The sequence below is a fragment of the Lysinibacillus parviboronicapiens genome (assembly GCF_003049575.1).
Taxonomy (GTDB): Bacteria; Bacillota; Bacilli; order Bacillales_A; family Planococcaceae; genus Lysinibacillus; species Lysinibacillus parviboronicapiens.
The window spans coordinates 1-25369 of the sequence record NZ_PYWI01000040.1 but is presented as its reverse complement, the minus strand read 5'-3'; the positions used below and the strand labels follow the sequence as shown (position 1 = coordinate 25369).

Below are 25369 nucleotides of genomic sequence, written 5' to 3'. Positions count from 1 at the left end.
ATGCTTACTTTTGCTGCCATGAATTTAAAGAAACTGGCTACTTGGACGTGGCAGACAGCTTAAGAGAGCATCTATGCTCGAAGAGTATGTTGGATACGGCAGTAATTTACCAAATATTAAAAATGAAGAGAAAGAAAAATGACAAAAGCCATCGAGAGTGAACTTCTCGATGGCTTTTGTCTACAGTCTGAAAGGATATGACATTTGTCATATCCTTTTTATGATGTTTGCGTCTGTTGCGCGTTATAATCTTATTTTATGATGAGGTCATAAGCAAAAGGAAACGAGGGAAAATGAAATGGCTACAGATAAAGAAAAAACAAAAAAACTGCGCCAAGATGTAGCACCATTTGCAAAATCAGACACTGGTAAAAGTGTTTTTCAAATGGTGAATACAATTGTACCGTTAATTGTTCTATGGGTCGCTGGATATATGTTAGTTGATGTCTCACCTTGGTTAACTGCAGGTTTAAGTGTAATTTCCGCTGGATTTGTCGTACGAGCATTCATTATTTTCCATGATTGTACACACGGTTCATTTTTCAAAAGTAAAAAAGCAAACGACTGGGTTGGCTTATTTACTGGAGTGATAACTTCATTTCCGTATGAAAAATGGAAGCGCGAGCATACAATTCACCACGCAACAAGTTCGAACTTAGATAAGCGTGGTATCGGTGATATCGATATGATGACAGTGGAAGAATATTTAGAAGCTTCTAAAGGGCAACGTTTATGGTATCGTTTTTATCGTAATCCATTAGTAATGTTTGGCTTAGGTCCACTATATATGGTGTTAGTGTTAAATCGTTTTAACCGTAAAGATGCAAAACCAAAGGAACGCATGAATACACATATTACCAATGTTATTATTGCAGGTGTTTGTGTAGCGTTAATTTATTTCTTGGGCTGGCAGTCATTCTTGTTAGTGCAAGGTGTCACATTATTCATCGCAGGTTCACTAGGAATTTGGTTATTCTATATCCAACATACGTACGAAGATTCTTATTTTGAACATGACACTGATTGGGACTATGTAAAAGCAGCTGTTGAAGGTAGTTCTTACTATAAATTACCGAAGCTATTACAATGGGCAACTGGTAATATTGGTTTCCACCATGTTCACCATTTAGCACCTCGTGTTCCTAACTATAACCTTGAAAAAGCGCATAATGAAACACCACCTTTACAAACAGCTACAACAATTACATTGCGCACAAGTTTAGAATCATTACGCTACAAATTATATGATGAAGAACACGGGAAATTTGTATCATTTAAAGATGTTAATGAAATTATTAAGCGAAAAGCGAAAGGCAGTATAGCTGCTTAGTCGAAATTGATCAGCCATCTCTTCTGGGGATGGCTGTTTTATATAAGAGGATTTTATGGACACGATGAAGCGATAGCAATGAAAGATTTGACTATGCGAAAGCGAAGCGACAGCTATGAAAGGGGCACATATGCGCTTTTCTTGTTATAATAAAGGGAAAAGCAGGAAAGATTGTGAGGTTATGATGAGAAAGTGGCATAGTATAATTCCGAATAGTCCCATGCTAAGTATTTATTTATGGATTATTTTTTGTTTTCTACCGTTTTTCTTTATTTTTAAAAAATCTTCTTATCTTGAAATATCGATAGGCATTACTTTTTTGATGCTGTATTTTATTTTTTATCGCTTTTCCGTAAATTCGAGAAATGGGCTTGTTTATATGTGGATTAGCTTCGAAATGGTCATTAATATTATTTTGACCATATTATATGGTTATGTGTATTTATCCATATTTACAGCGTTTTTCATCGGTAATATTCGTAGACCTGTAGGCTTTTATATTATGTACGGCTTGCATATCGGCTTTACTGTTATTTCAACTGGGATTGGTTTCTTCGTGGAATTACATTTATTTTTATCGCAACTTCCATTTGTAGTACTAACGATTTTAGCGGTTGTACTTTTACCACTTACCATTTATTCGAAGAATAAACGGGAAAATCTAGAAGGACAATTGGAAACTGCGAATGAACGAATTGCAGAATTGATTATTTTTGAAGAACGTCAACGCATTGCACGTGATTTACACGATACATTGGGTCAAAAATTATCGATGATAGGATTAAAAAGTGACCTGGCCTCAAGACTCATTGCACGTGATCCACAGCAGGCATTAGTCGAGATTAGAGATATTCGCCAAACGGCGAGTATTGCCTTAAAAGAGGTTCGAGAATTAGTTTCAGATATGCGTACAGCAAAATTTGAAGATGAGCTTATGCGTATTTCTCAAATCCTTAAAGCTGCCGAAATGGAATTTGTTTTTGATGGTGATAAGGATACGCTACAGGTTCCGCCCCTTGTGGAAAATGTTTTATCCATGTGTTTGAAAGAGGCGGTAACGAATGTAGTCAAGCATAGTGGGGCGACGAAGTGTGAAATTGCTTTCCATCAAAATTTTAAAGAGGTTTACCTAGTTGTTCGTGATAATGGACAGGGTATTTCGAAAAAGCAGATTTTGAAAAGTGGTAATGGATTAAAGGGGATGCGAGAGCGTTTAGAATTTATCAATGGTTCCTTTAAGATAGAGGGCGACGAGGGCACAACATTAACCGTGTCCATTCCTGTGACCATCACACATCAAAAAGTTAAAGAAAATTTGCAGAACATATAGAGGAAAAGAGGATTGTGACATGATTCGAATTGTTATTGCTGAAGATCAAGGTATGCTGTTAGGGGCGCTTCGTTCGTTACTCAGTATGGAGGATGATATGGAGGTCGTTGGGTTAGCAAAAAATGGTGAGGAAGCATTGGCACTTGTAGAAGAGCATCAGCCAGATATTTGTATTATGGATATCGAAATGCCAGTGAAAACTGGACTAGATGCTGCTGAAGAATTGCATGGTTCGGATTGTAAAGTCATTATTTTAACAACGTTTGCTAGACCAGGTTATTTTGAACGGGCAAGGAAAGCGGGGGTTCGTGGTTATTTACTGAAGGATAGTCCAATTGAGGAATTGGTAAGTGCTATTCGTACGATTATGGACGGTAAACGAATTTATGCTCCTGAACTTGTTGATTTTGTCTATGAAGATGATAGTGAAAACCCTTTAACAGAGCGTGAAAGTCAAGTGCTGACATTGGTTGCAGAAGGTAAGACAACAAAGGAAATTGCAGCAGAGTTATTTTTATCAGCGGGCACTGTACGGAACTATATTTCGACTATTTTAGAAAAATTACATGTTGGCAATCGAATTGAGGCTATTGCACGCTTTAAGGAAAAAGGTTGGAATAAGTAAGACTTCTGAATGTACTTTTGACAGACGAATAGGTATGCTGAAAAATGGAGAATTATTCTATAAACTATTCAAAAGGGAGTAAGAGGTATGCAAACTATTTCTGGAAAAACTGCTTTAATTACTGGTGCGGGCCGAGGAATTGGACGTGCGACAGCAATCGCCTTTGCAAAAGAGGGCATAAACGTTGGACTTGTAGGACGTACAGTAGAGAATTTACAACATGTTGCTGAAGAATTGAAAGCTTACAATGTGAAAGTGGCGATTGCGGCAGCTAATGTAGCTGATTTAGAATCGATCTCATTGGCTGTTGAAAGCATCCGTGCAGAGCTAGGTCCGATAGATATTTTAGTAAATAACGCAGGTATTTCAAAATTCGGTAAGTTTTTAGAACTTTCACCGGAGGACTGGACTAATATCGTAGATGTAAATGTAAAAGGTGTGTATTACACAACACGCGCCATATTACCAGAAATGATTGAACGACAGTCAGGAGATATTATTAATATTTCATCGACAGCGGGTCAAAAAGGTGCACCAATCACAAGTGCATACAGTGCATCGAAAGCAGCGGTGATTGGTATGAGTGAATCATTAATGTTAGAGGTTCGTAAGCATAATATCCGTGTTGTAACGTTAACACCAAGTACGGTCGCAACAGATATGGCTGTGGAGTTACAATTAACAGACGGTAATCCAGAAAAAGTTATGCAGGCGGAGGACCTGGCTGACTTAATGGTGGCGCAATTAAAATTACATCCGCGTGTTGTGTTAAAACATGCTGGTTTATGGTCAACAAATCCTTAAAAATGTGGCGGGAAGCAATTCTCGCCGCTTTTTTTCTTTTATAGGCGATTATCAATAAAAGACCTTATCGCCATCATGACGATAAGGTTCGGTGGTTATTTATTGCGCTTTGTTAAGCGTCCAAGCACGAATGCACCTGCTGCAACAGCAAGGACTGTATTCGTTTTTTTCGTAAATACTTGCTTCGTTACAAGATTAATGTTTTGTGGGCGCTCCGCCAAACGACGCATAAAGTAACCATACCAATCTTCGCCAAATGGTACGTATACGCAGAAGTTATAGCCTTCTTTCGCCAGCTCTTTTTGCATGTCTGTGCGGAAGCCGTAAAGCATTTGGAATTCGAATTTATCAAGCGGAATATTATTATCAGCGACAAAGCGTTTTACGTGTGCGATGACGTTATGGTCATGTGTTGCAATTGATGTAAATTTACCGTGAAGTAAATGGTATTCAATCAACTCGATAAAGTTTAAATCGATATCTAATTTATCCTGGAAAGCTACTTCCACAGGTTCTTTATATGCACCTTTTACAATTCGTAAACGATAGTTTTGGAATTTCTCAATATCGTCCTTGGCACGATAAAAGTATGATTGAATAACTGTACCGACATTATTAAATGTTTTTGAAAGTTCTTCAACCATATCGAAAGACGTTTGGAGACGACCGTAATCTTCCATATCAAAGTTAACAAAAATATCGTAGGCAGCTGCCTTTTCAACAATCTCATATAAATTGTCATAGCAAAAATCAACGTCAATATCTAAGCCCAATTGAGATGGTTTTAGTGAAATATGGGCATTGACACCGTTTTCATGAATCGCTTCAATAACAGCAAGGATTTGTTCTTTAGCCGCAGATGCTTCTTCTTCACTAGAAACAAATTCCCCTAAATTATCTACTGTACAAGAGATATTATGGGCATTTAGCTCTTTGATGCTTGCAATCGTTTCTTCTATATTTGTACCAGCTACTACATTTTGGGCGCCTAGTTTTAAGCCGTATTTTTTAGCAGTACTGTTTAATAGTTGGTTCTCAGATAATTGGATGAAAAAATCGCGTAATAACATGGTCATTCTCCTCACAGCATTTTTCTTTCTAGTATAACATATTTGGAAACCATGTAATGGATTCCTTGAAACAATTATTTGTTTTCTATTATTTGCATACGTTCATTAAAAAGTACAGGATAGCTTAAAAAACCAATCATTATGCTCGATAATGTTGCAGTTGTTAGAAGTGCGAAAATAATTAAAAGTTGAAATTGTACCGCTTGAATGGGGTCTGCTCCGCCGATAATTTGTCCGCTCATCATGCCAGGTAATTGCACAAGTCCAATTGTTTTTTGGCTTTCAATTGTTGGAATCATACTTGCTTTAATAGCGCTAATTAGTTGACGATGAATCGCCTGTTTGGGGGTACCGCCGAGTGATAAAATGAGCTCAATTTCATCCTGATGACTCGTGATTTCTGCTGTAAAACGATTTAGAAATAATATAGATAATACCATGGAATTGCCAATTAACATACCACTAATCGGTATGATATATTGTGCTGTTGCAGGTATAATGCCAAAACCTAATAATACGCCTTGTGTCACAACTTCAACAACAACTAGGGTACTAGCTATTTTCCATGTAATCCCTCTTATTCCTGCTCCTTTTTTGCGGGCATTTAGAGTTGCTGTAAAAATCATCAATGCAACCATCAACAAAATATAGATAATGCTGCCTGTTTCGAAGACAAATTTTAAAATGTAGCCAACTGCTAATAATTGGATAATAGAGCGTATAGTCGCAATCATCGTGTCTTTTTCAAGGCCAAGCTTTAAAACTTTTGATAATAACAATGGAATTAATACAAAAATCAATGTTAGGGAAAGGGCAGTATATGTCATGCGTTTACCCCCTGTACAAATTCTGCAACACGAGGATTATTTGGAGCATCCAGTAGGGAGCTTTGCCCAGTTTCGATAAGCTCTCCATCCATCATAACCCAAGTATAATGTCCGATTGTTAGTGCTTGCTGTAAATTATGTGTAATCCAAATCATCGTGACATTATATTTTTTGTTTAATGTCACAATGAGTGCCTCGATGTCCTGTACTGATTGACGATCAAGAGCAGATGTAATTTCATCTAATAATAGGATAGAAGAGTGGTTGATAAGGGTACGTGCGATGGATACCTTTTGGCGTTGTCCACCGGATAATTCAGTTATTGAGCGTTGTAAAAAGCTGTCATCGAGTCCGACGTCCCTTAAGAATTGGCTGGCTTCTTGTTGAGTGAGTGCTTTTCCCTGTAGTGAACGGGGAAGGGCTAAATTATCAAAAACTGTACCGGCAATCATTGGCGCAGATTGAAGAGCAATACCTACTTGTCTACGTAAAGTAGTAGGTTCGTACGTGGCAATTGGCTGATCATCAATAAAAATATGCCCGTTCGTCGGTGTGAGTAGCCCATTGCACATTTTCAGTAGCGTTGTTTTACCTGCACCAGATGGGCCAACAAGTGTTGTAATTTTGCCCTTTGGGATTGAACCAGTAATTGTTTTTAAAATTGCTTTGTTATTTACTGAAAAGCTGACCTGTTGAAAGTGAATTGCGGGCTCGTATAGCGTTTTCATATAGTAGAAACTCCTTTATACTAGTAGGTAATATTAATGTAGCATAGAAATGAATGGTTGCTACAGGTATTTTCCATTTTTATAGTAAGAGTACTAGCAATACGATATGTAAGGAGAACAGGGAAAATGGATATTTTATATGTAGATACGCTAACATATGCCCAGGGAACTATGTACATCGTTGCATCGGAAGAAGGCCTTGTTTATATCGGAACACCCAATGCGCCATTTGATGAAGTAGAAGAGTGGGCAAAAAAGCCATTTAAAGGCTATACCTTTGAAGTGAGTAAAGAAAAATTAATACCATATGTTGAACAGTTAACAGCTTATTTGAACGGTCAACTTACTGAATTTGATCTACCAATTCATGTGAAGGGGACAGCTTTTCAGCTCGCTGTCTGGGATGCGTTAAAAACCCTGCCTTATGGTGCGACAACATCATACACAGCGATTGCAGAACGTATTGGAAAGCCAAAAGCGGTAAGGGCTGTTGGAAGTGCTATCGGCGCCAACCCCATATTGGCAATTATTCCATGTCATCGTGTCATCGGGAAAAATGGCAAACTAACAGGTTTTCGTAGTGGTTTAGCAATGAAAGAGTTTTTACTTCAATTAGAGAATGAGTAAAAAAAGAATCGTCTCCAAAGTACTGTGAGACGACTCTTTTTCAGCAAGTATTTTTATATATGTTCTTCTTGGACGTTTGTTGGGGATTTTCCAAAATGTGTTAGTCGTTGAGCAAATGTTTCCCCCTGTACAGCAGTGCTTTTGAAAATATCTTGATATTCGTAAGCCGGCGTACCGTGTTCGATAACATCTAGTCCAGCGACCTCTTCCTCCGCTGTTACACGTAATGGGACAAATGCTTTTATAATGAATAAACCAGCTGATACAGAGACACCAACCCAAGCAATCGTTGCGATGACACCAATTGTTTGAACACCAAGTAAAGCAAAACCACCACCGTAGAACAGACCTTGACCACCAACATCAAATAATCCAACGGCTAGAGTTCCCCAAACACCACAAATACCATGAACAGCTATCGCTCCTACAGGATCGTCAACTTTCAGCTTCCATTCAATGAAGCGGAGACCTTCGACTAATAAAGGGGCTGCAATGACACCGATTATCAGTGAACCGATAATAGTGACGTTTGCTGCACCAGCTGTAATACCTACAAGGCCTGCTAACGCGCCGTTTAGTGTTAGCGAGCCATCGATATGGCCATAGCGGAATTTAGTATAGAATGCAGTCGCTACTACACCGGCGGCAGCGGCGAAAAATGTGTTAGCGATAACACTAGGTACAAGTGTGGGATCGGCCGCTAAAGTAGATGCACCGTTAAAACCGAACCAACCGAACCAAAGTAAGAACACACCTAATGCGCCTAAAGGAATGCTATGGCCAGTAATAACATTAACGCGCCCATTTTCATATTTACCTAGTCGAGGACCAATGATTGCTGCTGCTACAAAGGCTGCTACAGCACCAGTTAAATGAACAACAGTTGATCCAGCGAAATCTACGAAACCTAAATCTGTTAGCCAGCCTTGACCGCTCCAAACCCAATGTCCTACTACAGGATAAACAAATAATGTCATTAAAACGATAACGCCAATATAGGCAAAAATATTAGTGCGTTCTGCTACAGCACCAGAAAGAATAGTGGCACCAGTTGCTGCAAACATTGTTTGGAAGATAAAGAACGAAAGATCATCTACACCATTTAAAGCGAAACCACTTGTTCCGATGAGACCACCAGCAGTGTCGCCAAACATAATGGCATAACCACATAAGAAATAAATGATACCGCCAAGTGAAATGGTTAGAAAGTTTTTCATAATAATATTGACGGCGTTTTTCGATCGAGTAAATCCTGCCTCAACCATGGCAAATCCTGCATGCATAAAAAATACTAAAACTGTTCCAAGCATAACCCATACTAAATTTACAGATAACATCACTTCATCCATTTATATCGCCCCCTTAATCTACTGCAACTGATCCGACTTCTTTAGTACGGATACGAATTGCTTGTTCCACTGGATAAATAAATATCTTACCGTCTCCAACTTTACCGGTTGCGGCATCACGTAATAGAACTTCAACTATGGCATCAACTTTTGCGTCATCGACAATCATTTCCAACTTTAATTTTGGTAAGAATTCGATTTCATATGCGTTTCCACGAAATAAACCCGTCCGGCCTAATTGGCGACCACAGCCAGCGATTTCTGAAATACTTAGACCCGCAATTCCTTCCTTTGCAAGCCCATCCCTAACAAGGCCAAAAACTTCGGGACGAATAATTGCTTCTATTTTTTTCATCAAAACCAGCTCCTTGCGTTAAGTTAATTTACATGTTAAAACGGAGAGGTCAATAACGCAATTATTTTTTTGTTATTCATGTAATGTTATGTAACATGAAATATTTCGTGTGTCGTAATAAATTGTAAAAAAGCTAATTATTTAAGGAATGAAAGCGGTGTTACGATTTGTGTCTAAAATGTGTACAGTTCGAAATTTTCTGATTATTAATGTGAAGAAATCTAACATCGGTGCTAAGGAATGTTAAACGCAAGAAATTGGGTATATAGTGTATACTAGGACTAATTATCAAAGCGGAAGAAGGTTTTTCTTATGAGATCAAACTATGTTGACGATAGTTTAGCGTTGCACACAGATTTATATCAAATCAATATGGCAGAGTCCTATTGGGCTGATGGCATACATAATAGAAAAGCAATTTTTGAATTATATTTTAGAAAATTACCGTTTGGCAATGGCTATGCCATATTTGCGGGGTTAGAGCGTATGCTTGATTATTTACGAGATTTTCGCTTTAGTGAATCGGATATTGCGTATTTACGTGAAGTGGTTGGTTATAAAGAAGACTTTATCGACTATTTAAAAAATATTCGATTTACAGGAGATATGTACTCAATGGTGGAAGGAGAGCTTGTTTTCGCGAATGAACCAATTGTTCGCATTGAAGCACCTCTAGTGGAGGCGCAATTGATTGAGACTGCGCTATTGAACATTGTGAACTATCAAACACTTATAGCTACAAAGGCAAGTCGTATTAAGCAAATCGTGAAAAATGAAACGGCCATGGAGTTTGGAACGCGGCGTGCGCAAGAAATGGATGCAGCTATCTGGGGTACTCGTGCGGCCTTTATCGGTGGCTTTGCTTCTACTAGTAACGTTCGTGCGGGTAAATTATTTAACATTCCTGTATCGGGGACACATGCACATGCCCTTGTACAGGCGTACAAAAATGATTATGACGCATTTCATGCCTATGCTAAACGTCATCGTGATTGTGTGTTTTTAGTAGATACTTACAATACATTGAAATCCGGTGTGCCAACAGCGATTAAAGTAGCAAAGGAACTTGGAGATAAAATTAATTTTATCGGTATTCGCTTAGATAGTGGTGATATTGCCTTCTTATCAAAGGAAGCACGCAAAATGTTAGATGAAGCTGGCTTCCATGACGCAAAAATTGTAGTTTCCAATGACCTTGATGAATACACAATTTTGAACTTAAAGGCGCAAAATGCCCGTGTAGATGTATGGGGAATTGGGACAAAGCTTATTACAGCTTACGACCAACCTGCTCTGGGGGCTGTTTATAAAATGGTTGCAATTGAAAATGAAGAAGGTCAATTAGAAGATACTATTAAAATTTCTGCGAATGCTGAAAAGGTATCGACACCGGGTCTCAAAAATTTATATCGCATTATTGATCGTAAGAATGGCAAAGCAGAGGGAGACTATATTACGATGCATGACGAAGACCCTCAATCTGAAGAGCGTATTAAAATGTTCCATCCTGTGCACACATTCGTATCGAAATTTGTGACGAACTTTGAAGCAAAAAATTTACATCAACACGTTATTCAAAGTGGGCATGTTGGCTATCAAAATCCTACTTTAGAAGAAATGCGTAATTACGCTGCAGATAATTTAGAATTGCTATGGGATGAATATAAGCGTTCCATGAACCCGGAGGAGTATCCAGTCGATTTAAGTCAAAAGTGCTGGGATAATAAAATGCGTAATATTGAAGAAGTTCGGGAAATGGTTAATAGAATTGTGAAAGAATAAGGAGTGGAAGTGATATGACTTTACAGCAACAAATCATTCAGGAATTACGAGTATTATCGTCAATTGATGCGCAAGAAGAAATTCGAAAATCCGTTGATTTTTTGAAAGCATATGCACGGAAATATAACTTTTTAAAAGGTTTTGTACTGGGTATCTCAGGTGGGCAAGACTCTACTTTGACAGGAAAGCTAACACAACTAGCGGTTGATGAATTAAATGCAGAGGTAGGGGAACAGAGATATTCATTTTGGGCAGTTCGTTTACCATATGGTGTACAAGCAGATGAACAAGATTGTCAGGATGCAATTGATTATATTAAACCTACGAAAACTTATTCAGTGAACATTAAAGAGGCAGTAGATGCCAGTGTCCAAGCATTAGCACATGCGGGAGTGGAGCTAAGTGATTTTGCGAAAGGTAATGAAAAAGCACGTGAACGTATGAAAGTTCAGTTTTCCATTGCCGCGATGAACAATGCTGTTGTTTTAGGAACCGATCATGCTGCGGAGGCAATCACTGGCTTCTATACGAAATTCGGTGATGGTGGAGCGGATTTAATGCCAATTTATCGTCTTAATAAACGTCAAGGTAAACAGTTATTGGTAACATTAGATTGTCCAGAGCACCTGTATTTAAAAGTGCCAACAGCTGATTTAGAAGAAAATCGCCCATCGTTACCAGACGAAGTGGCATTAGGTCTAACTTATGACCAAATTGATGATTATTTAGAAGGTAAGGAAATTCCTAGCGAGGCTCGCGAAATATTAGAAGGGCATTATTTACGGTCACAGCATAAACGCCATATGCCTATCACAATTTTTGATGATTTTTGGAAGTAAAATAAATTCATGGTAAAAGAGCTGATCTAAAGTGTGAGTTTCGCATTTTCGGAACGCTCTTTTCTACTTTTTTATGTAATTGGTTCTGAAAGCTTGATTTCGAGCATATAATGTCGATATAAATACCTATAAAGTTGATGAAAAGTAAAGGGGGGTAATTATTATGAGGACTTCTAGAGTAAGTGCGACGACAAACAGTACTTTTCGTAATGAACAACAGTATTTGCATGCGGGTGATATAAGTCATAATTTTGGACAGCACCCGAAACAAAAGTTTAAACAGAGTATGCATAAAAATAAGGACAATAAACAGACAATCGGTAAAAAACAAATGAAGCAAAACAGTCTCAATAAATTAGAGACAGCTCCTGTTGACAGCGGAAGCAATCTGCAAATACGTAACGAACTATCTGAAACTGCTGTAAAACTTAGTCGATTAAGCAAACAAAAGAAGCGTCTCAATAGTTACCGTACTTCAATATAATTGTAAAAATGACCCTCTCCACTATTTTATGGTGGAGAGGGTTTTTGTTGTCATAAAAGAATATGTGTTGCACTTTGATTGGGTTTCGCAACGCTCGGATAGCCTATGTATCGCGCGTCGGGCTGCAAACACTCAGATCTCTCACATGAAAATTGTTCAGATGAAGCGCCATATTCAGATATTCTAAACAAATGTCCATGCGCTAAATAATCTAATAAAACCTTGATTTCGAGACGTTCAATAATTAGTCAATAGGATTTTTCCAATTCTTCACAGGGATTTTCATCTTATTTCACAACTCATCTGTAATGTAATAGGTAGCAAGAAAAATAAAAATTGGAGGAATCAATTGTGAAAAAATTATGGATACCTGTACTCGCTGTTTTACTATTATTAGGAGCTTGTAGTATGGAAAAAAGTCAGGTCAAAGAAGATGAAGCTCAGCGAGAGGTAACGGCAAAAGCTTCACAAACTAAAGATAGTTCTGTGCAAGTTGCGTCACTGGTTGATTCACGTTTACAAGAGCCAAAGGAAGATACTGTATGTGAAATGTGTAATATGAAAGTGTATATGAAGGATCATGACATGGGTGTATTTTCTACACAAGCGATTAAAAAGGATGGGACGGTCGCTTTTTATGATGATATTGGATGTTTATTAAATGCAGAGGTAGCGAATGAAGAAACAAATGAAAAATTTGTTCGTGATTACAAGACAAAGGAATGGGCAAAGGTTGAGGATGTCACAATTGTCAAAACAGAGCTTAAATCTCCGATGAACTGGGGCTATATTTACTTCAGCGATAAAGCAGATGCAGATAAATATATTGTTGAAAACCCTAAAGCGTATGTAGAAGAATTACATAAAATTAAAGATGATGCTCTTGAGCGTCGTAAAAAGAAAATGCAAGAAAAAGCAACAAATGGTGATGCGGACTCAATGCATATGGAGGAAATGACGCAAGAAAAAGGACATGACCATAATCATTAATACGGGAAGGCTAGGGGGTTCCTCTAGTCTTTTTATGCTGAACTGGGAGGAAGCAGTATGATGAAGAAAGTAGGTAGTGTCTTATTGTTCCTACTATTTATGAGCCAGACAGTCTATGCAGATTTTGATATACAAAAGGCTATTGATAGAGCAAAGCCAGGAGCTACAATTACCATTCCTGCTGGACAATACAAAGGTAACTTTGTATTAACGAAAAAAATAACACTACGAGGTATACAGGGGACTGAACTTGTCGCACTAGGTAACGAGCCGGTTTTTCGTATTGACGGTGGCTCTACAGTGACGATTGAGAATATGGCATTATCGGGAAATAAACAAGCAATTGTCGCAAGTGATGTAGACGGTTTAGAGCTACGAAATCTAAACATTAAGGATAGCCATACAGGTGTGTATATTCAACGTTCCAAAAATGTGCATATACAACACATTGAAATGACTGGAAATAACTCGCACTTTTCGAAAAAGGGTAATGGACTAGCAATTTTTAAGAGTGAGGATGTTGTGGTAGAGGACACGAACATAAAACTTGTACAGGATGGGATTTACGTGGAAGAGGTGAAGAATATACTTGTACAAAATAACAGAGTAACGAATAGCCGTTATGGGACACATTTTATGTATTCGAGTAATGTACAAGCGTTTCATAATACGTATCGAAATAATGTCACGGGCTTCATGGTTATGATGACAAATGACATTTATGTCAAGGACAATCATCTAGAAAATCATAATGGTCTAAATAGCTACGGTATGTTGTTATATGATGCACAGCAAGCAGTTTTGGAACTGAACACAATTATGAACAATCGAACGGGTGTCGCATTACAAAAAAGTGTAGGTATTACAATAGCAAGTAATGATTTCCGCATGAATCAAACGGCACTTGAGGGAATCATGGTAAAGGGTAACTCGGTAGCGACGAATAATCAATTTACCGGTAATATCTTAACGGCACGCGCGGATCGCCAAGGCTTTTTACTTACAAATAATTATTATGATGATTACTCGGGCATCGATTTAAAGAATGACGGGATTGGGGACGTTCCCTATGTGGCAGTGTCAAGTTTTGGGCAGTGGATGGTACGACAGCCTGTTTATCAATATTTTGTAGCTTCGCCAAGTGTAGTTTTACTAACTTCCCTTGATCAGCAAATAAATAAAACGGAGAAGACGGTGTTGGTCGATGTTACGCCAAAATTAATGACGCACCAAATAACAAAAAAGAACGAAACAAATTTTCAACAGTTATTAATCGGTTTGCTTATTGTAACCACTAGTATGTGGTTATGGAAAAGAGGGGTGTCGTGATGAAAAGATGGATAGTGATGGTCGTTATAAGTTGTGTATTACTTGTAGGCTGTGGTGACAAAACATATGTACCGCGTGAAATTGTTGGTGAAACAGATGTTTGCAAAATTTGCAATATGAGTATAGTCCACAATGAGTATGCAGGACAAATTGCTTTAAAGAATGGTGATTTTGAGATGTTCGATGATCTAGGTTGTCTGATGGAATATATTAAGGCAAATGGCGAAAATGAAATTGGTGCTGCATTTATTAAAGATGCAAATAACGACGAGTGGATAGATGTTTTTAAGGCGACGTTTATTTACAACAAGGAGTATTGGACACCGATGAATTATGGCGTACTTGCCTTTAAAACAAAGGATGCAGCAGTTGATTGGATGGCATTGAAGGGTGAGGGACAGGTTCTTGTTTATCAGGATTTACAAAATTTTAATTGGGGGATTCACCAATGAACAGTATGCTCTTAAAGCTTGAATTGAAGCAGATGTTGAGAAGTCGGTGGATGCAACTTGTAGGCATGTTATTTACATTTATTTTTACCGCTATTATAGTCATCCAACAAATGGCACTGCCTGATGTTGAAGGCTTCACGCGTCAAACAGCTTCATTTTTAAATGTATTATTATTTTTATTACCACTATTTATTTTAACTATTGGAAGTATGAGTGTTGCTGGTGATATAGAATCGGGTTGGTTTTCTTTATTAAAGACATATCCTATGACAAGGGCACAATACATTGTCGGCAAGTATATGGCAACTGTTTGTGCGTTTATATTAGTTGTTGTAGTAGCGTTTGGCACTGTGCTAGCACTAGGGGGGTTTCTTGGTGGCGTACGTTTGCCATTAGTTTTTATAACCCTGACGTTATTATGTGTTGTGATATTCGCATCACTAGCCATTGCCATTGGAGCGTTTGCACAAACAAGATTATTTGCGCTGTCGCAATCACTTGTATTATGGTCATTTTTTTTATTGCTGTTATCATACGCGTTAATGGCTATTGGTACAGTAGTTGCAGGACATATTTTACAAAAACTGACGGTTATCGTCATACATATTAATCCAGCGGAATGGCTACGCTTTGGTTACTTCATTTTTTCTGACCAAGCGAGTGTGCTTGGGCCTGCGTTTTATGGTGTCACGCGATTTTACTCTTCATATATAGGCTATGTGGTCTATGGGATAGTGACATTTCTTTGGATAACGTTACCACTGCTAAGTGCAAATAAGCAACTGCAGAAAAGAGGGGTATGTTAATGTTGCTAGTGGCGAGCAATTTATCGAATGTATATGCAAACAATAGAGGCCTTAAAAACGCATCCTTTTCTGTGCGAAGTGGACGTATTTTGGCGCTAGCTGGTGGGAATGGCGCTGGTAAAAGCACGCTTCTTCGCCTATTAACTGGACAGGAAAAGCCATTATCAGGAGAGCTTATTTGGCAGGAGCGGCAGGCTATTCGTTTTATGCCGGACGATGTAGATTTTCCATCGATGCTAACAGCAGTAGAAGTTATACAGTTACTGGCTTCGTTAAAAAAAGTTGAGATACATGAAAGCTTGGAAGTTTTAAAACGTGTAGGATTATGGGATGTAAAGAAACAAAAGGTTCAGCAATTTTCAAAAGGCATGCGTCAGCGTCTAAATCTAGCGCAGAGTTTACTTGGGAATGGGCCATTGCTTATTTTAGATGAGCCAACAAATGGTCTTGATCCCTACTGGATTGCTGAGCTAAAAAAAATAATATTACAAGAAAAAGCAAAAGGGTGTACGGTAGTTTTTTCCACGCATTTATTAGCCTTTGCAGAGGAGATCGCGGATGATATATTGGTTTTACATGATGGGGAAATATTAATGTCTGGTGACTTGAAAGAAATTCTTGCGGAAGAAAATTACACTACTTTAGAAAATTTATGGTTAAAAAAATTAAATTTGTAACTTTTTGATAGGTAATATCGTTATATACTATTAACCGGGCTTGTTTGATAAAATCAGACAAGCCCTCTTTTAGCGTGCTTTTAAGGAGAGAAGTTCTCTTCATTCAGGAAAACGCACATAATGTCCAACTGATATAGCTAAATATCGACAATCCGAATGTTGGCAGTTTCACATAATTGTGTTACTAAGCAATTTTCGTTATGCTTTAATTAAGTTATCATGCAATTCACACAATTTTTTGGTGGAATAAGGAGGTATTTTTTATGAATTCACAAATACAAACTGTACTAGAAAATATAGAAAAAGTAATGATTGGTAAAAGGGAAGTGGCAGAGCTTAGTATAGTGGCCTTGCTCGCGAAGGGGCATGTGTTATTAGAAGATGTGCCGGGTGTCGGTAAGACCATGATGGTGCGTGCCCTCGCTAAATCTTTTGATGCTCAGTTTAAACGTATTCAGTTCACGCCGGATTTATTGCCGTCTGATGTTGTAGGTGTATCTATCTATAATCCTAAAACACTGGAATTTGAATTTCGACCAGGTCCAATTATGGGAGATGTCGTATTAGCAGATGAAATAAATCGAACATCCCCGAAAACACAATCAGCTTTATTGGAGGCGATGGAAGAAGCTTCAGTTACTATTGATGGCAATACACTTAAAATAGCTCAGCCATTTTTTGTGATGGCCACTCAAAATCCTATTGAACATGAAGGAACTTATCCACTGCCAGAGGCACAGTTAGACCGATTTTTACTAAAAATAAAAATGGGTTATCCTTCAAGAGGACAAGAGGTGGAAATACTACGTCGAGCAGAAAATGGTAAGCCAATTGAAAAGATTGATGCTGTACTATCATTGGCACAATTAATTGAATTACAGGTGCTTGTCCAAGGTGTTTACGTTGAAGATTCCGTGAAAAATTATATGGTTGAGCTAGCTACACAAACGAGAGAGAATAGTTATGTTCATTTAGGGGTTAGCCCTCGTGCGACAATTGCCCTAATGAAAGCTTCACAGGCCTATGCGTTTATAAAAGGGCGTAGTTTTGTGACGCCGGATGATGTACAGTATTTAGTTCCTTTCGTCTTTAGCCATCGTATAACACTGAAGCCTGATGCGCGCTATGATAATGTGACAGCCGAGGAAATTATTGAACGTATTATTGCAAAAACGCCAGTGCCTACAAAGAGGTTTGCAGAGCAATGAAAAAATGGCGAGCTCTTTTTGAGAAAAGTAAGCATTTCTTATTAGTGACCTTGCTGATACTAATAACGTTCTGTTATGCCATGTTCCAGGGGGGCTTTGTTAGTTGGTTTGTATTTTTTACTGTTAGTCCTTTTTTGCTGTATGCTTTTATTTTTTTATTAGTAAAAGAAGCGATAGTAGGGGTAGAACGCAAGATTGAACCTTCACATGTAGAAAGTGGGCAATCAGTTAAAGTAACAATAAGCTTAGAGCGAAAGACGCGTTTTCCATTTGCTTATATGCTGATGGAGGAGCTTGTTAATAGCGAATCACTGATTCAATCAAAGGTACAAGGCACTAGTGTCATTAAATTTGTTGGCTTTAGGAAAAAGTTTACTTGGAATTATACATTGGACAGTTTGCCACGTGGGGAGCATCGTTATTTAGGTGTAGCCATTGTCTTCAGTGATTTTTTTGGTTGGGCAAAGAAGCGTACAGTGATGGAAAGTGAACAAATAGTTTTAGTGTACCCAAGGGTAAGAGAAATGGTATATGCTACGCTCCAAACAAAATTCGATATGGGCTCAATGATGTCACCGTACTCGGTTGTGAAAGATACATCGATGGCTGTAGGTTTACGTGAATACGTGCCTGGTGACCGTTTTTCATGGATTCATTGGAAATCCTTTGCGAAAACGCAAACACTTCAGTCAAAAGAATTTGAAGATCGTCAGTCTCAGGAATTATTGTTAGTGCTTCATACAGGGGCTTCGCCGCTATTTGAAGAGAAAGTTGAGCTTGCTGCTTCCATGTTACAAACAATTGTGCAAGGACGTGGAGATATTTCTTTTGTGTCATCAGGAGCAAAGACGAAGGTATTTCCACTCATTCAGAGTGAAAAGCAACTAGATCAGGTGATGCGTCATTTAGCTGCCATAAAGCCTACCGAAAATGTTGAATTTCAATTACGAAATCAGCAAAGCTTTAAGCAAGTTGCTTCACTTTTACTCGTTACGACCGATGTTTCAGACCAATTACTACATAGTCTCGCTAATTTGGCGAAATACTGTATTTGTTTTGTAGTTGCAGAACGGCCGCCATCGCAGACAGAGGTAGCGAAACGTTATAAGCAAATCCAATTTGTACATGTGGATCCAACAGATTATTATCACTTATTCACGGAGGTGATGAAGCCGTGAAAAAATCACTAGGAAATTTTGTAGAATTAGTAATTGCATACGTCATTATTTTCTTTATATTACGTGAATGGCTTGTTCCGGTAATGGAGTTAACGAATACAGGTCTAATCCATTTGTTTTTAGTGTTTATCGGCTTAGCTCTTGTACTTAGCTTATTCGCTGTCCATCCGCTGTTGTCGGGACTTGTGAAACTTGGCTATATTACATGGTTCGTTGTATTTGTTTATAGCGAAAACGCTGTGTTATCTGGAGAGACAGTGCCATTTTTAATAAATGAAGTGAAATTGAATATGGCAACTATACTTTCTGGGGATTTTGGACAAGTTTCGGATTCGTTTAGAACTGTACTATTTCTAGCGCTTATTTGGATGCTGATATACCTAATTCATCATTGGATTACGGTGCATAAGAATATTTTCTATTTCTTTGTACTGACAGTTTTCTTCATCGCTACACTCGATACATTTAGTGAATATGACGGAAAAGTGGCAATTGTTAAAGTGGTTGTACTTGGTCTTATCATGACGGGCGTGCTGTTTGTGAAGCGTTTATGGCTTCAAACAGGTGCACCAAGTGAAGTGGCTGGGAAGTGGAAAATTGTTGTACCGATGCTAGTATCAGTAATGCTTGTGAGTACAGTAGCCTTCTTTTTACCAAAAGAAGGACCCACCTGGGCGGACCCAGTTCCATTTATCCAAAGTGTTACGGGACAAGGGGAATCAGGAATAGGTAAGAAATCTGTTGGTTATAGTGAGGATGATAGTCAGCTAGGAGGACCATTTAAAGGCGATGATACACTGATTTTTACCGCTAGTTCTCGTGACCGACATTATTGGCGTATTGATACAAAGGATACCTATACTTCTAAGGGGTGGATTCATTCTAACGGAAATTTTGGAGAAGAGGTTTATCAGGATAATAGTGTCATTCCTACTACGCTTCAAGTAGGCTCACCTGAAAATGAACGTGAAATTCAGATGGATATTAAGGTTCCTATGCCATTTTTAATTCAAACATACGGCATGCGATATATTGCAACAGAAGAACCTACAATATTTATTCAAAATATGCAAACGGAAAAGATATTAACAAAGCAACAAAATGGGGATACTAAATTATTATCTCATTATACGCTTGCTTATAGTGAACCAATCTATAGTATGCAACAACTTCGTTTGTCGGAGCCATCAATGCTCGAGACGTTAGATCCTTCTCTAGATCGCTTTTTACAACTGCCGAATACGCTTCCACAACGTGTTAGGGATTTAGCGGAGGACTTGATTCAAGATAAAGCTACGGTGTATGAACAAGTAAAAGCAGTAGAAAGTTATTTTTCAAGAGGTGGCTATAGCTACAATAAAACAGCTGCGGCTATACCAGCAGAAGGTCAAGATTATGTAGATCAGTTTTTATTTGATACTAAAATTGGCTATTGTGATAACTTCTCTACTTCAATGGTTGTTCTGTTGCGATCAGTGGGCATACCAGCGCGATGGGTGAAGGGTTTTGCGCCAGGAGATTTGGGACCCATCTCAAATGGTTTACGTGAGTATCGAGTAACAAATAATAATGCACATTCGTGGGTAGAGGCATATATTCCTGGGACTGGTTGGATTGAATTTGAACCGACAATTGGCTTTTCGGGAACGGTCAATATCGATTATGATTTACAACGTGAGTCACCACAGCAAGAAGAAGTGTTACAGCCAGAAGAACAGCAAGAGCAACCACAAAAGCAAAAAACGGAACCCAAAAAAGCGACGTCTAGTTCGTCATTTAGCTTAAATGATGTTTGGACATGGTTGAAGAAACATAAATACGCATGGTTAGCTGTTGTTGTGTTAGTGGCTATTGTGAGCTTAACGCTCTTTATGCAGCGGAAAACATGGATTCCTAAAATGCAGGTGCGTGCTTTTCGTAAAAAAGAAGCAGATTGGACAAATTTTGATGCTTCTTATCAAGTGCTAACAAAGCAATTAGCACGCATTGGTCTTCGTCGAAAAGATGGAGAGACATTACGGGCATTCGCGAAGCGGGTAGATGCGTCGTTAGAGACTGATGAGATGCAAAAACTAACGGCAGTCTATGAACAGCGTATTTATAGCAATGATGCTAAAGACGTTGATTTCATAAAACTGAAAGAAAGTTGGGAATATTTAATCAATCGCACAATCGGTTGATTTTAGTGGGTACAAAGAGTAAAATGAAAAAAATTATATATGATTAGGATTGCTTTCATATAAGTTCGAAAATAGGGTTCGGATGTTTCTACGAAATCACCGTAAATGATTTCTCTATGAAGGTGAATGTTTTGGTTAGGTGAGAAGTTTAGAGAATCACTTTTCTTTGCTACGCATTCGCCTTTATAAATCAAGAACTTATGGACGCGTAGGAAGTTTTTACTTTCGTACGCGTTTTTCTTTGAACGTATGAAAAAATCCTTTAAAAATAGAAGAAGAGGTGGAAATATTGTCAGCAAGCCCTTTATTAAAAGAGCAAGAAAAAATCGTTGTTTTAGACTTCGGTAGTCAATTTAACCAATTAATTACGCGTCGTATCCGTGAATTCGGTGTGTTTAGTGAATTGCATCCTCATACAATTACGGCAGAAGAGATTAAAGACATGAATGCAGCGGGTATCATCTTTTCAGGTGGTCCAAACTCTGTTTACGATGAAAAAGCCTTCCATGTAGATCCAGCTATTTTTGAACTAGGCTTACCAATCTTAGGAATTTGCTATGGTATGCAATTAATGGCTCATACGCAAGGTGGTAAAGTTGAAGGTGCTGAAACACGTGAATATGGTAAAGCAGAGGTACAAGTAACAGCTGCTAACAAATTATTCGGTGATTTACCATCTGAACAAATCGTATGGATGAGCCATGGCGACCATGTAACGGAAGTACCTGCAGGCTTTGAAGTTATTGCCACAAGTGCTGCTTGTCCGATCGCTGCAATGGCAAACGTAGAACGCAAACTATATGCCGTACAATTCCACCCAGAAGTTCGTCACTCTGTATATGGCAATGACTTACTACGTCAATTCGTGTTCGATATTTGCGAAGCTAAAGGTGATTGGTCAATGGCGAATTTTATCGAGCTTGAAATTGCTAAAATTCGTGAAACAGTTGGCGACAAAAAAGTATTATGTGCCCTATCTGGTGGTGTAGATTCTTCTGTTGTTGCGGTACTCATTCATAGAGCAATCGGTGATCAACTTACTTGTATGTTCGTAGACCATAACTTAAACCGTAAAGGTGAAGTTGAACAGGTTATGAAAACTTTCACGGAAGATTTCGATATGAACCTAATTAAAATCGATGCACGTCAACGTTTTATGGACAAACTTGCGGGTGTGTCTGATCCAGAGAAAAAACGTAAAATTATCGGTAACGAATTTATTTACGTATTCGATGAAGAAGCATCGAAACTTGAAGGAATGGACTTCCTAGCACAAGGTACGTTATATACAGACATCATTGAATCGGGTACAACAACTGCCCAAACAATTAAATCTCACCATAATGTAGGCGGTCTTCCAGAAGACATGCAGTTCAAACTAATTGAACCACTAAAAACATTATTTAAAGACGAAGTACGTGCTTTAGGTTTAGAGCTTGGTCTCGATGAAAAAATCGTATGGCGTCAACCATTCCCAGGCCCTGGTCTAGGTATCCGCGTACTTGGTGAAGTAACAGAAGAAAAACTTGAAATCGTGCGTGAATCTGATTTCATCTTACGTGAGGAGATCGCTAAAGCAGGTCTAGATCGCGATATATGGCAATACTTCACGGTATTACCTGATATCCGTTCAGTAGGCGTAATGGGCGATGCTCGTACGTATGACTACGCAATCGGTATCCGTGCGGTAACGTCTATCGACGGTATGACTTCTGACTGGGCACGTATCCCTTGGGATGTATTAGAAAAAATCTCTGTACGCCTAGTAAACGAAGTAAAACACGTTAACCGCGTGCTGTATGATATTACATCTAAGCCACCAGCAACGATTGAGTGGGAATAACAATAGGAATACTTTTTAAAATGTTCTTGAAGCCTCAATTGTCCTTGCTATAATGGCGTACAAATACTCTCTTTTATTTGCATGATTTGCAAATGAAAGGGAGTTTTTTTATGACCACTAAATTGGATGACGTGGTTTGCGATGCTGTCAATTTGTAATAAAGCTGCATCAAATAGCGAAAAGGTTATGACAACCTTTCTTGCTTACTATTCATATTAACAATTACCAGATTATGATTAACTGAATAGCTAAGATAGCGAGAGTGCCTGTCTTTATCAAACAGTACTCTACGATGCTTTTTGTTACTAAGATTACGACCTTGAAATCGCTAACTTAATGCTAAATACGAGACCTTGACTACAATAAAACGAGCATTGGAGATGCAAATGTGAGGAAAAATGAAAATTTGTGAATGTGGATTTTTCTCCATTTTTCGGCTATTTATATAAATCATGAACATTAAATTAGTATTTTACACGAACTTTCGTATTTTATTTTTATGAAATGTTCGGAAATAGGCTTGAAATCTAAAAAATGAAATGATATATTACGAATGTAAATTAAATAAGTCGTCGTATAATGTCGGGGATAAGGCCCGTGAGTTTCTACCAAGTTACCGTAAATAACTTGACTACGATTTAGTTTTATACGAATGTATAGACACTAAAAACTTTCACACAATAGATGTGATGAAATGTATCGTAGACATGCGACTAGTAGATTAGTCAGTGTGTCTTTTTTGTTTTCGATATTGAAGACGACAATACGGAGGATTTTTTTAAAATGAAAAAGTATTTCATGTTCGATGAATTAGGGACTAATTATCGCCGCGAAATTATTGGTGGTATTACAACTTTCCTTGCTATGGCTTATATCTTGGCTGTTAACCCAGAAATTCTTGGTGATGCGGGAATGGATAAAGGTGCTGTATTTGTAGCAACAGCATTAGCGGCAGCGGTCGGCTCTTTGATAATGGGTATTTTTGCGAAATTCCCTATCTCTTTGGCTCCAGGTATGGGACTGAACGCGTTCTTTGCTTATACAGTAGTATTAACATATGGTATTCCATGGCAAACTGGTTTAACTGGAGTATTCTTTTCAGGGATTATTTTCATTATCCTATCATTGACGGGTATCCGTGAAACAGTTATTAATGCAATTCCAGCACAACTTAAATATGCAGTATCAGCTGGTATTGGTTTATTTATTACATTTGTAGGTTTACAAGGCGCTGGCATAATTGTAGATAGTCCAGCAACATTATTAACATTAGGTTCGTTTACAGGTTCAACTTTACTTGCGGTATTTGGTATTATTCTTTCTGTCATCCTCATTTTAAAATTCCGTAGTATCGGAATTTTCTTAGGGATGGTTATTACAGCAATCGTGGGTATGGTTACAGGTATAATTGCACCACCGGAAGCAGTTGTGTCTGCAATTCCAAGTGTAGATTCAACATTTATGGTTGCTCTTGATCCGATTTTTGGTGATTTCAGTTCTTTACTAAATGTTAAATTTTTAGTGGTTGTCTTAACATTTTTATTCGTTGACTTCTTCGATACAGCAGGTACATTAATGGCGGTTGCAACACAAGCAGGTTTGGTAAAAGACGATAAATTACCACGCGCAAGCCGTGCCTTAATGGCTGATGCACTTGCAACAACAATTGGTTCTTTGTTTGGTACTTCAACTACTACTGCTTATGTAGAATCAACTTCAGGTGTGGCTGCAGGGGCTCGTTCAGGTTTTGCTGCAGTTGTAACGGCTGTATTATTCCTAGTAGCATTATTTTTCTCACCATTACTCGCGGTTGTGACTCCAGCAGTAACAGCCCCAGCACTTGTTATCGTAGGTGTTCTAATGGTATCGTCTTTACGTTTAATTGATTGGGATAAATTCGAAATTGCAGTACCGGCATTCTTTACAGTATTAATGATGCCTCTAGGTTATTCAATTGCAACTGGTATCGCAATTGGTTTCGTATTCTATCCAGTAACAATGCTTTTAGCTGGTCGTAAAAAAGAAATTCACCCTATGATGTACGGATTATTCTTTGTCTTCCTTGCATACTTTATCTGGGTTCGCTAATATTAATGACAGAAGTGCTACTAAACTTTCGGTTTAGTGGCGCTTTTTCGTTTACTCGATCATTTATATTTATATAGAAGAAACTCGGTTTTTTATAAACTGAATAGTTTAACTTTAAGAAAACACTTGCAAACTATATTTTGCAATGGTATATTTAATCACGTTGTTACGATAACAAACGAACAACAAAACAAAAACTAAACAAAGTGTTGACAATAAGTTAACAACATGTTAAAGTATAAAAAGTTACTTAAACAGCAACTAACAACATGAACCTTGAAAACTGAACAAGCAAAACGTAATCAATAACGTTTTTAGTAACTAACTTCGGTTAGTGAATAAAACAAAATTTTGGACATCAAAATTGATGCCAGCAAAACAATTTGAGCTAATCAAATTTCTTTTATGGAGAGTTTGATCCTGGCTCAGGACGAACGCTGGCGGCGTGCCTAATACATGCAAGTCGAG

General features: G+C 38.1%; 23 protein-coding genes, 1 rRNA gene and 2 riboswitches. Of the genes, 19 read left to right on the top strand and 5 right to left on the bottom strand.

Going from position 1 to position 25369, the window contains the following annotated elements:
- Positions 1 to 298: 298 nt before the first annotated feature.
- From desA to C9J35_RS20955, 4 genes are all read left to right on the top strand, one after another.
- Positions 299 to 1330: a Delta(5) desaturase DesA gene (gene desA / locus C9J35_RS20970; protein WP_107926647.1), complete on the top strand. Its 1032-nt coding sequence runs from the start codon at positions 299 to 301 to the stop codon at positions 1328 to 1330.
- Positions 1331 to 1514: 184 nt separating this feature from the next.
- On the top strand, positions 1515 to 2660 hold the full coding sequence (locus C9J35_RS20965) for a sensor histidine kinase (RefSeq protein ID WP_420798451.1): 1146 nt from the start codon (positions 1515 to 1517) through the stop codon (positions 2658 to 2660).
- A gap of 19 nt (positions 2661 to 2679) precedes the next feature.
- Positions 2680 to 3285, top strand: coding sequence for a response regulator transcription factor (locus tag C9J35_RS20960; protein WP_107926645.1), 606 nt, complete (start codon positions 2680 to 2682; stop codon positions 3283 to 3285).
- 87 nt (positions 3286 to 3372) lie between these two features.
- On the top strand, positions 3373 to 4089 hold the full coding sequence (locus C9J35_RS20955; protein ID WP_054768680.1) for a 3-ketoacyl-ACP reductase: 717 nt from the start codon (positions 3373 to 3375) through the stop codon (positions 4087 to 4089).
- Positions 4090 to 4184: 95 nt separating this feature from the next.
- Here the strand turns inward: C9J35_RS20955 and C9J35_RS20950 are convergent, their stop codons facing one another.
- The 3 genes from C9J35_RS20950 to C9J35_RS20940 form a co-directional block, all read right to left on the bottom strand.
- Positions 4185 to 5159 (bottom strand): proline dehydrogenase family protein, encoded by a 975-nt coding sequence (locus C9J35_RS20950; RefSeq protein ID WP_107926643.1) that lies wholly within the window; start codon positions 5157 to 5159, stop codon positions 4185 to 4187.
- Positions 5160 to 5233: 74 nt separating this feature from the next.
- Positions 5234 to 5986, bottom strand: coding sequence for an ABC transporter permease (locus C9J35_RS20945; RefSeq protein ID WP_107926641.1), 753 nt, complete (start codon positions 5984 to 5986; stop codon positions 5234 to 5236).
- Positions 5983 to 6714 carry an ABC transporter ATP-binding protein gene (locus C9J35_RS20940; RefSeq protein ID WP_107926639.1) on the bottom strand — a complete coding sequence of 244 codons (732 nt, stop codon included), beginning with the start codon at positions 6712 to 6714 and terminating at the stop codon, positions 5983 to 5985. The genes C9J35_RS20945 and C9J35_RS20940 overlap by 4 nt, the downstream gene beginning before the upstream one ends.
- A 126-nt stretch (positions 6715 to 6840) precedes the next feature.
- On the opposite strand from C9J35_RS20940, the gene C9J35_RS20935 reads away from it, so the two are divergent.
- Entirely contained in the window at positions 6841 to 7341 is a 501-nt protein-coding gene (locus C9J35_RS20935) for a methylated-DNA--[protein]-cysteine S-methyltransferase (RefSeq protein WP_107926637.1), read from the top strand.
- Positions 7342 to 7394: 53 nt separating this feature from the next.
- Here the strand turns inward: C9J35_RS20935 and C9J35_RS20930 are convergent, their stop codons facing one another.
- Positions 7395 to 8690 (bottom strand): ammonium transporter, encoded by a 1296-nt coding sequence (locus tag C9J35_RS20930; RefSeq protein WP_107926635.1) that lies wholly within the window; start codon positions 8688 to 8690, stop codon positions 7395 to 7397.
- A gap of 13 nt (positions 8691 to 8703) precedes the next feature.
- A complete protein-coding gene (locus tag C9J35_RS20925) occupies positions 8704 to 9045 on the bottom strand; it encodes a P-II family nitrogen regulator (protein ID WP_107926633.1) in 342 nt (113 codons plus the stop codon).
- A gap of 312 nt (positions 9046 to 9357) precedes the next feature.
- Between C9J35_RS20925 and C9J35_RS20920 the strand changes: the two genes are divergently transcribed.
- From C9J35_RS20920 to C9J35_RS20855, 14 genes are all read left to right on the top strand, one after another.
- A complete protein-coding gene (locus C9J35_RS20920; protein WP_107926631.1) occupies positions 9358 to 10827 on the top strand; it encodes a nicotinate phosphoribosyltransferase in 1470 nt (489 codons plus the stop codon).
- Positions 10828 to 10841: 14 nt separating this feature from the next.
- Complete coding sequence (gene nadE, locus C9J35_RS20915) at positions 10842 to 11666, top strand: NAD(+) synthase (protein WP_107926629.1); 825 nt, start codon at positions 10842 to 10844, stop codon at positions 11664 to 11666.
- A 163-nt stretch (positions 11667 to 11829) separates the two neighbouring features.
- A complete protein-coding gene (locus C9J35_RS20910) occupies positions 11830 to 12150 on the top strand; it encodes an NAD synthetase (RefSeq protein ID WP_107926627.1) in 321 nt (106 codons plus the stop codon).
- A 351-nt stretch (positions 12151 to 12501) separates the two neighbouring features.
- Positions 12502 to 13140 carry a nitrous oxide reductase accessory protein NosL gene (locus tag C9J35_RS20905; protein ID WP_107926624.1) on the top strand — a complete coding sequence of 213 codons (639 nt, stop codon included), beginning with the start codon at positions 12502 to 12504 and terminating at the stop codon, positions 13138 to 13140.
- Between the two features lie 57 nt (positions 13141 to 13197).
- Complete coding sequence (locus C9J35_RS20900) at positions 13198 to 14469, top strand: right-handed parallel beta-helix repeat-containing protein (RefSeq protein ID WP_107926622.1); 1272 nt, start codon at positions 13198 to 13200, stop codon at positions 14467 to 14469.
- On the top strand, positions 14469 to 14921 hold the full coding sequence (locus tag C9J35_RS20895; protein WP_054768682.1) for a nitrous oxide reductase accessory protein NosL: 453 nt from the start codon (positions 14469 to 14471) through the stop codon (positions 14919 to 14921). The genes C9J35_RS20900 and C9J35_RS20895 overlap by 1 nt, the downstream gene beginning before the upstream one ends.
- Positions 14918 to 15727, top strand: a complete 810-nt coding sequence (locus C9J35_RS20890; protein ID WP_235616395.1) for an ABC transporter permease — start codon at positions 14918 to 14920, stop codon at positions 15725 to 15727. Before C9J35_RS20895 ends, C9J35_RS20890 begins: the two co-directional genes overlap by 4 nt.
- A complete protein-coding gene (locus C9J35_RS20885) occupies positions 15727 to 16404 on the top strand; it encodes an ABC transporter ATP-binding protein (RefSeq protein WP_235616394.1) in 678 nt (225 codons plus the stop codon). The genes C9J35_RS20890 and C9J35_RS20885 overlap by 1 nt, the downstream gene beginning before the upstream one ends.
- A 263-nt stretch (positions 16405 to 16667) precedes the next feature.
- Positions 16668 to 17612, top strand: coding sequence for an AAA family ATPase (locus C9J35_RS20880; RefSeq protein ID WP_107926618.1), 945 nt, complete (start codon positions 16668 to 16670; stop codon positions 17610 to 17612).
- Positions 17609 to 18790 carry a DUF58 domain-containing protein gene (locus tag C9J35_RS20875; protein WP_107926616.1) on the top strand — a complete coding sequence of 394 codons (1182 nt, stop codon included), beginning with the start codon at positions 17609 to 17611 and terminating at the stop codon, positions 18788 to 18790. Before C9J35_RS20880 ends, C9J35_RS20875 begins: the two co-directional genes overlap by 4 nt.
- Positions 18787 to 20970: a transglutaminase TgpA family protein gene (locus C9J35_RS20870; RefSeq protein ID WP_107926614.1), complete on the top strand. Its 2184-nt coding sequence runs from the start codon at positions 18787 to 18789 to the stop codon at positions 20968 to 20970. The genes C9J35_RS20875 and C9J35_RS20870 overlap by 4 nt, the downstream gene beginning before the upstream one ends.
- 35 nt (positions 20971 to 21005) lie before the next feature.
- Positions 21006 to 21107, top strand: a riboswitch (purine riboswitch).
- A 152-nt stretch (positions 21108 to 21259) separates the two neighbouring features.
- Complete coding sequence (gene guaA, locus C9J35_RS20865; protein WP_107926612.1) at positions 21260 to 22813, top strand: glutamine-hydrolyzing GMP synthase; 1554 nt, start codon at positions 21260 to 21262, stop codon at positions 22811 to 22813.
- A gap of 552 nt (positions 22814 to 23365) precedes the next feature.
- Positions 23366 to 23467: riboswitch (purine riboswitch) on the top strand.
- 129 nt (positions 23468 to 23596) lie between these two features.
- Entirely contained in the window at positions 23597 to 24901 is a 1305-nt protein-coding gene (locus tag C9J35_RS20860; RefSeq protein WP_107926610.1) for an NCS2 family permease, read from the top strand.
- A 402-nt stretch (positions 24902 to 25303) separates the two neighbouring features.
- Positions 25304 to 25369, top strand: a 16S ribosomal RNA gene (locus tag C9J35_RS20855); the annotation flags it as partial.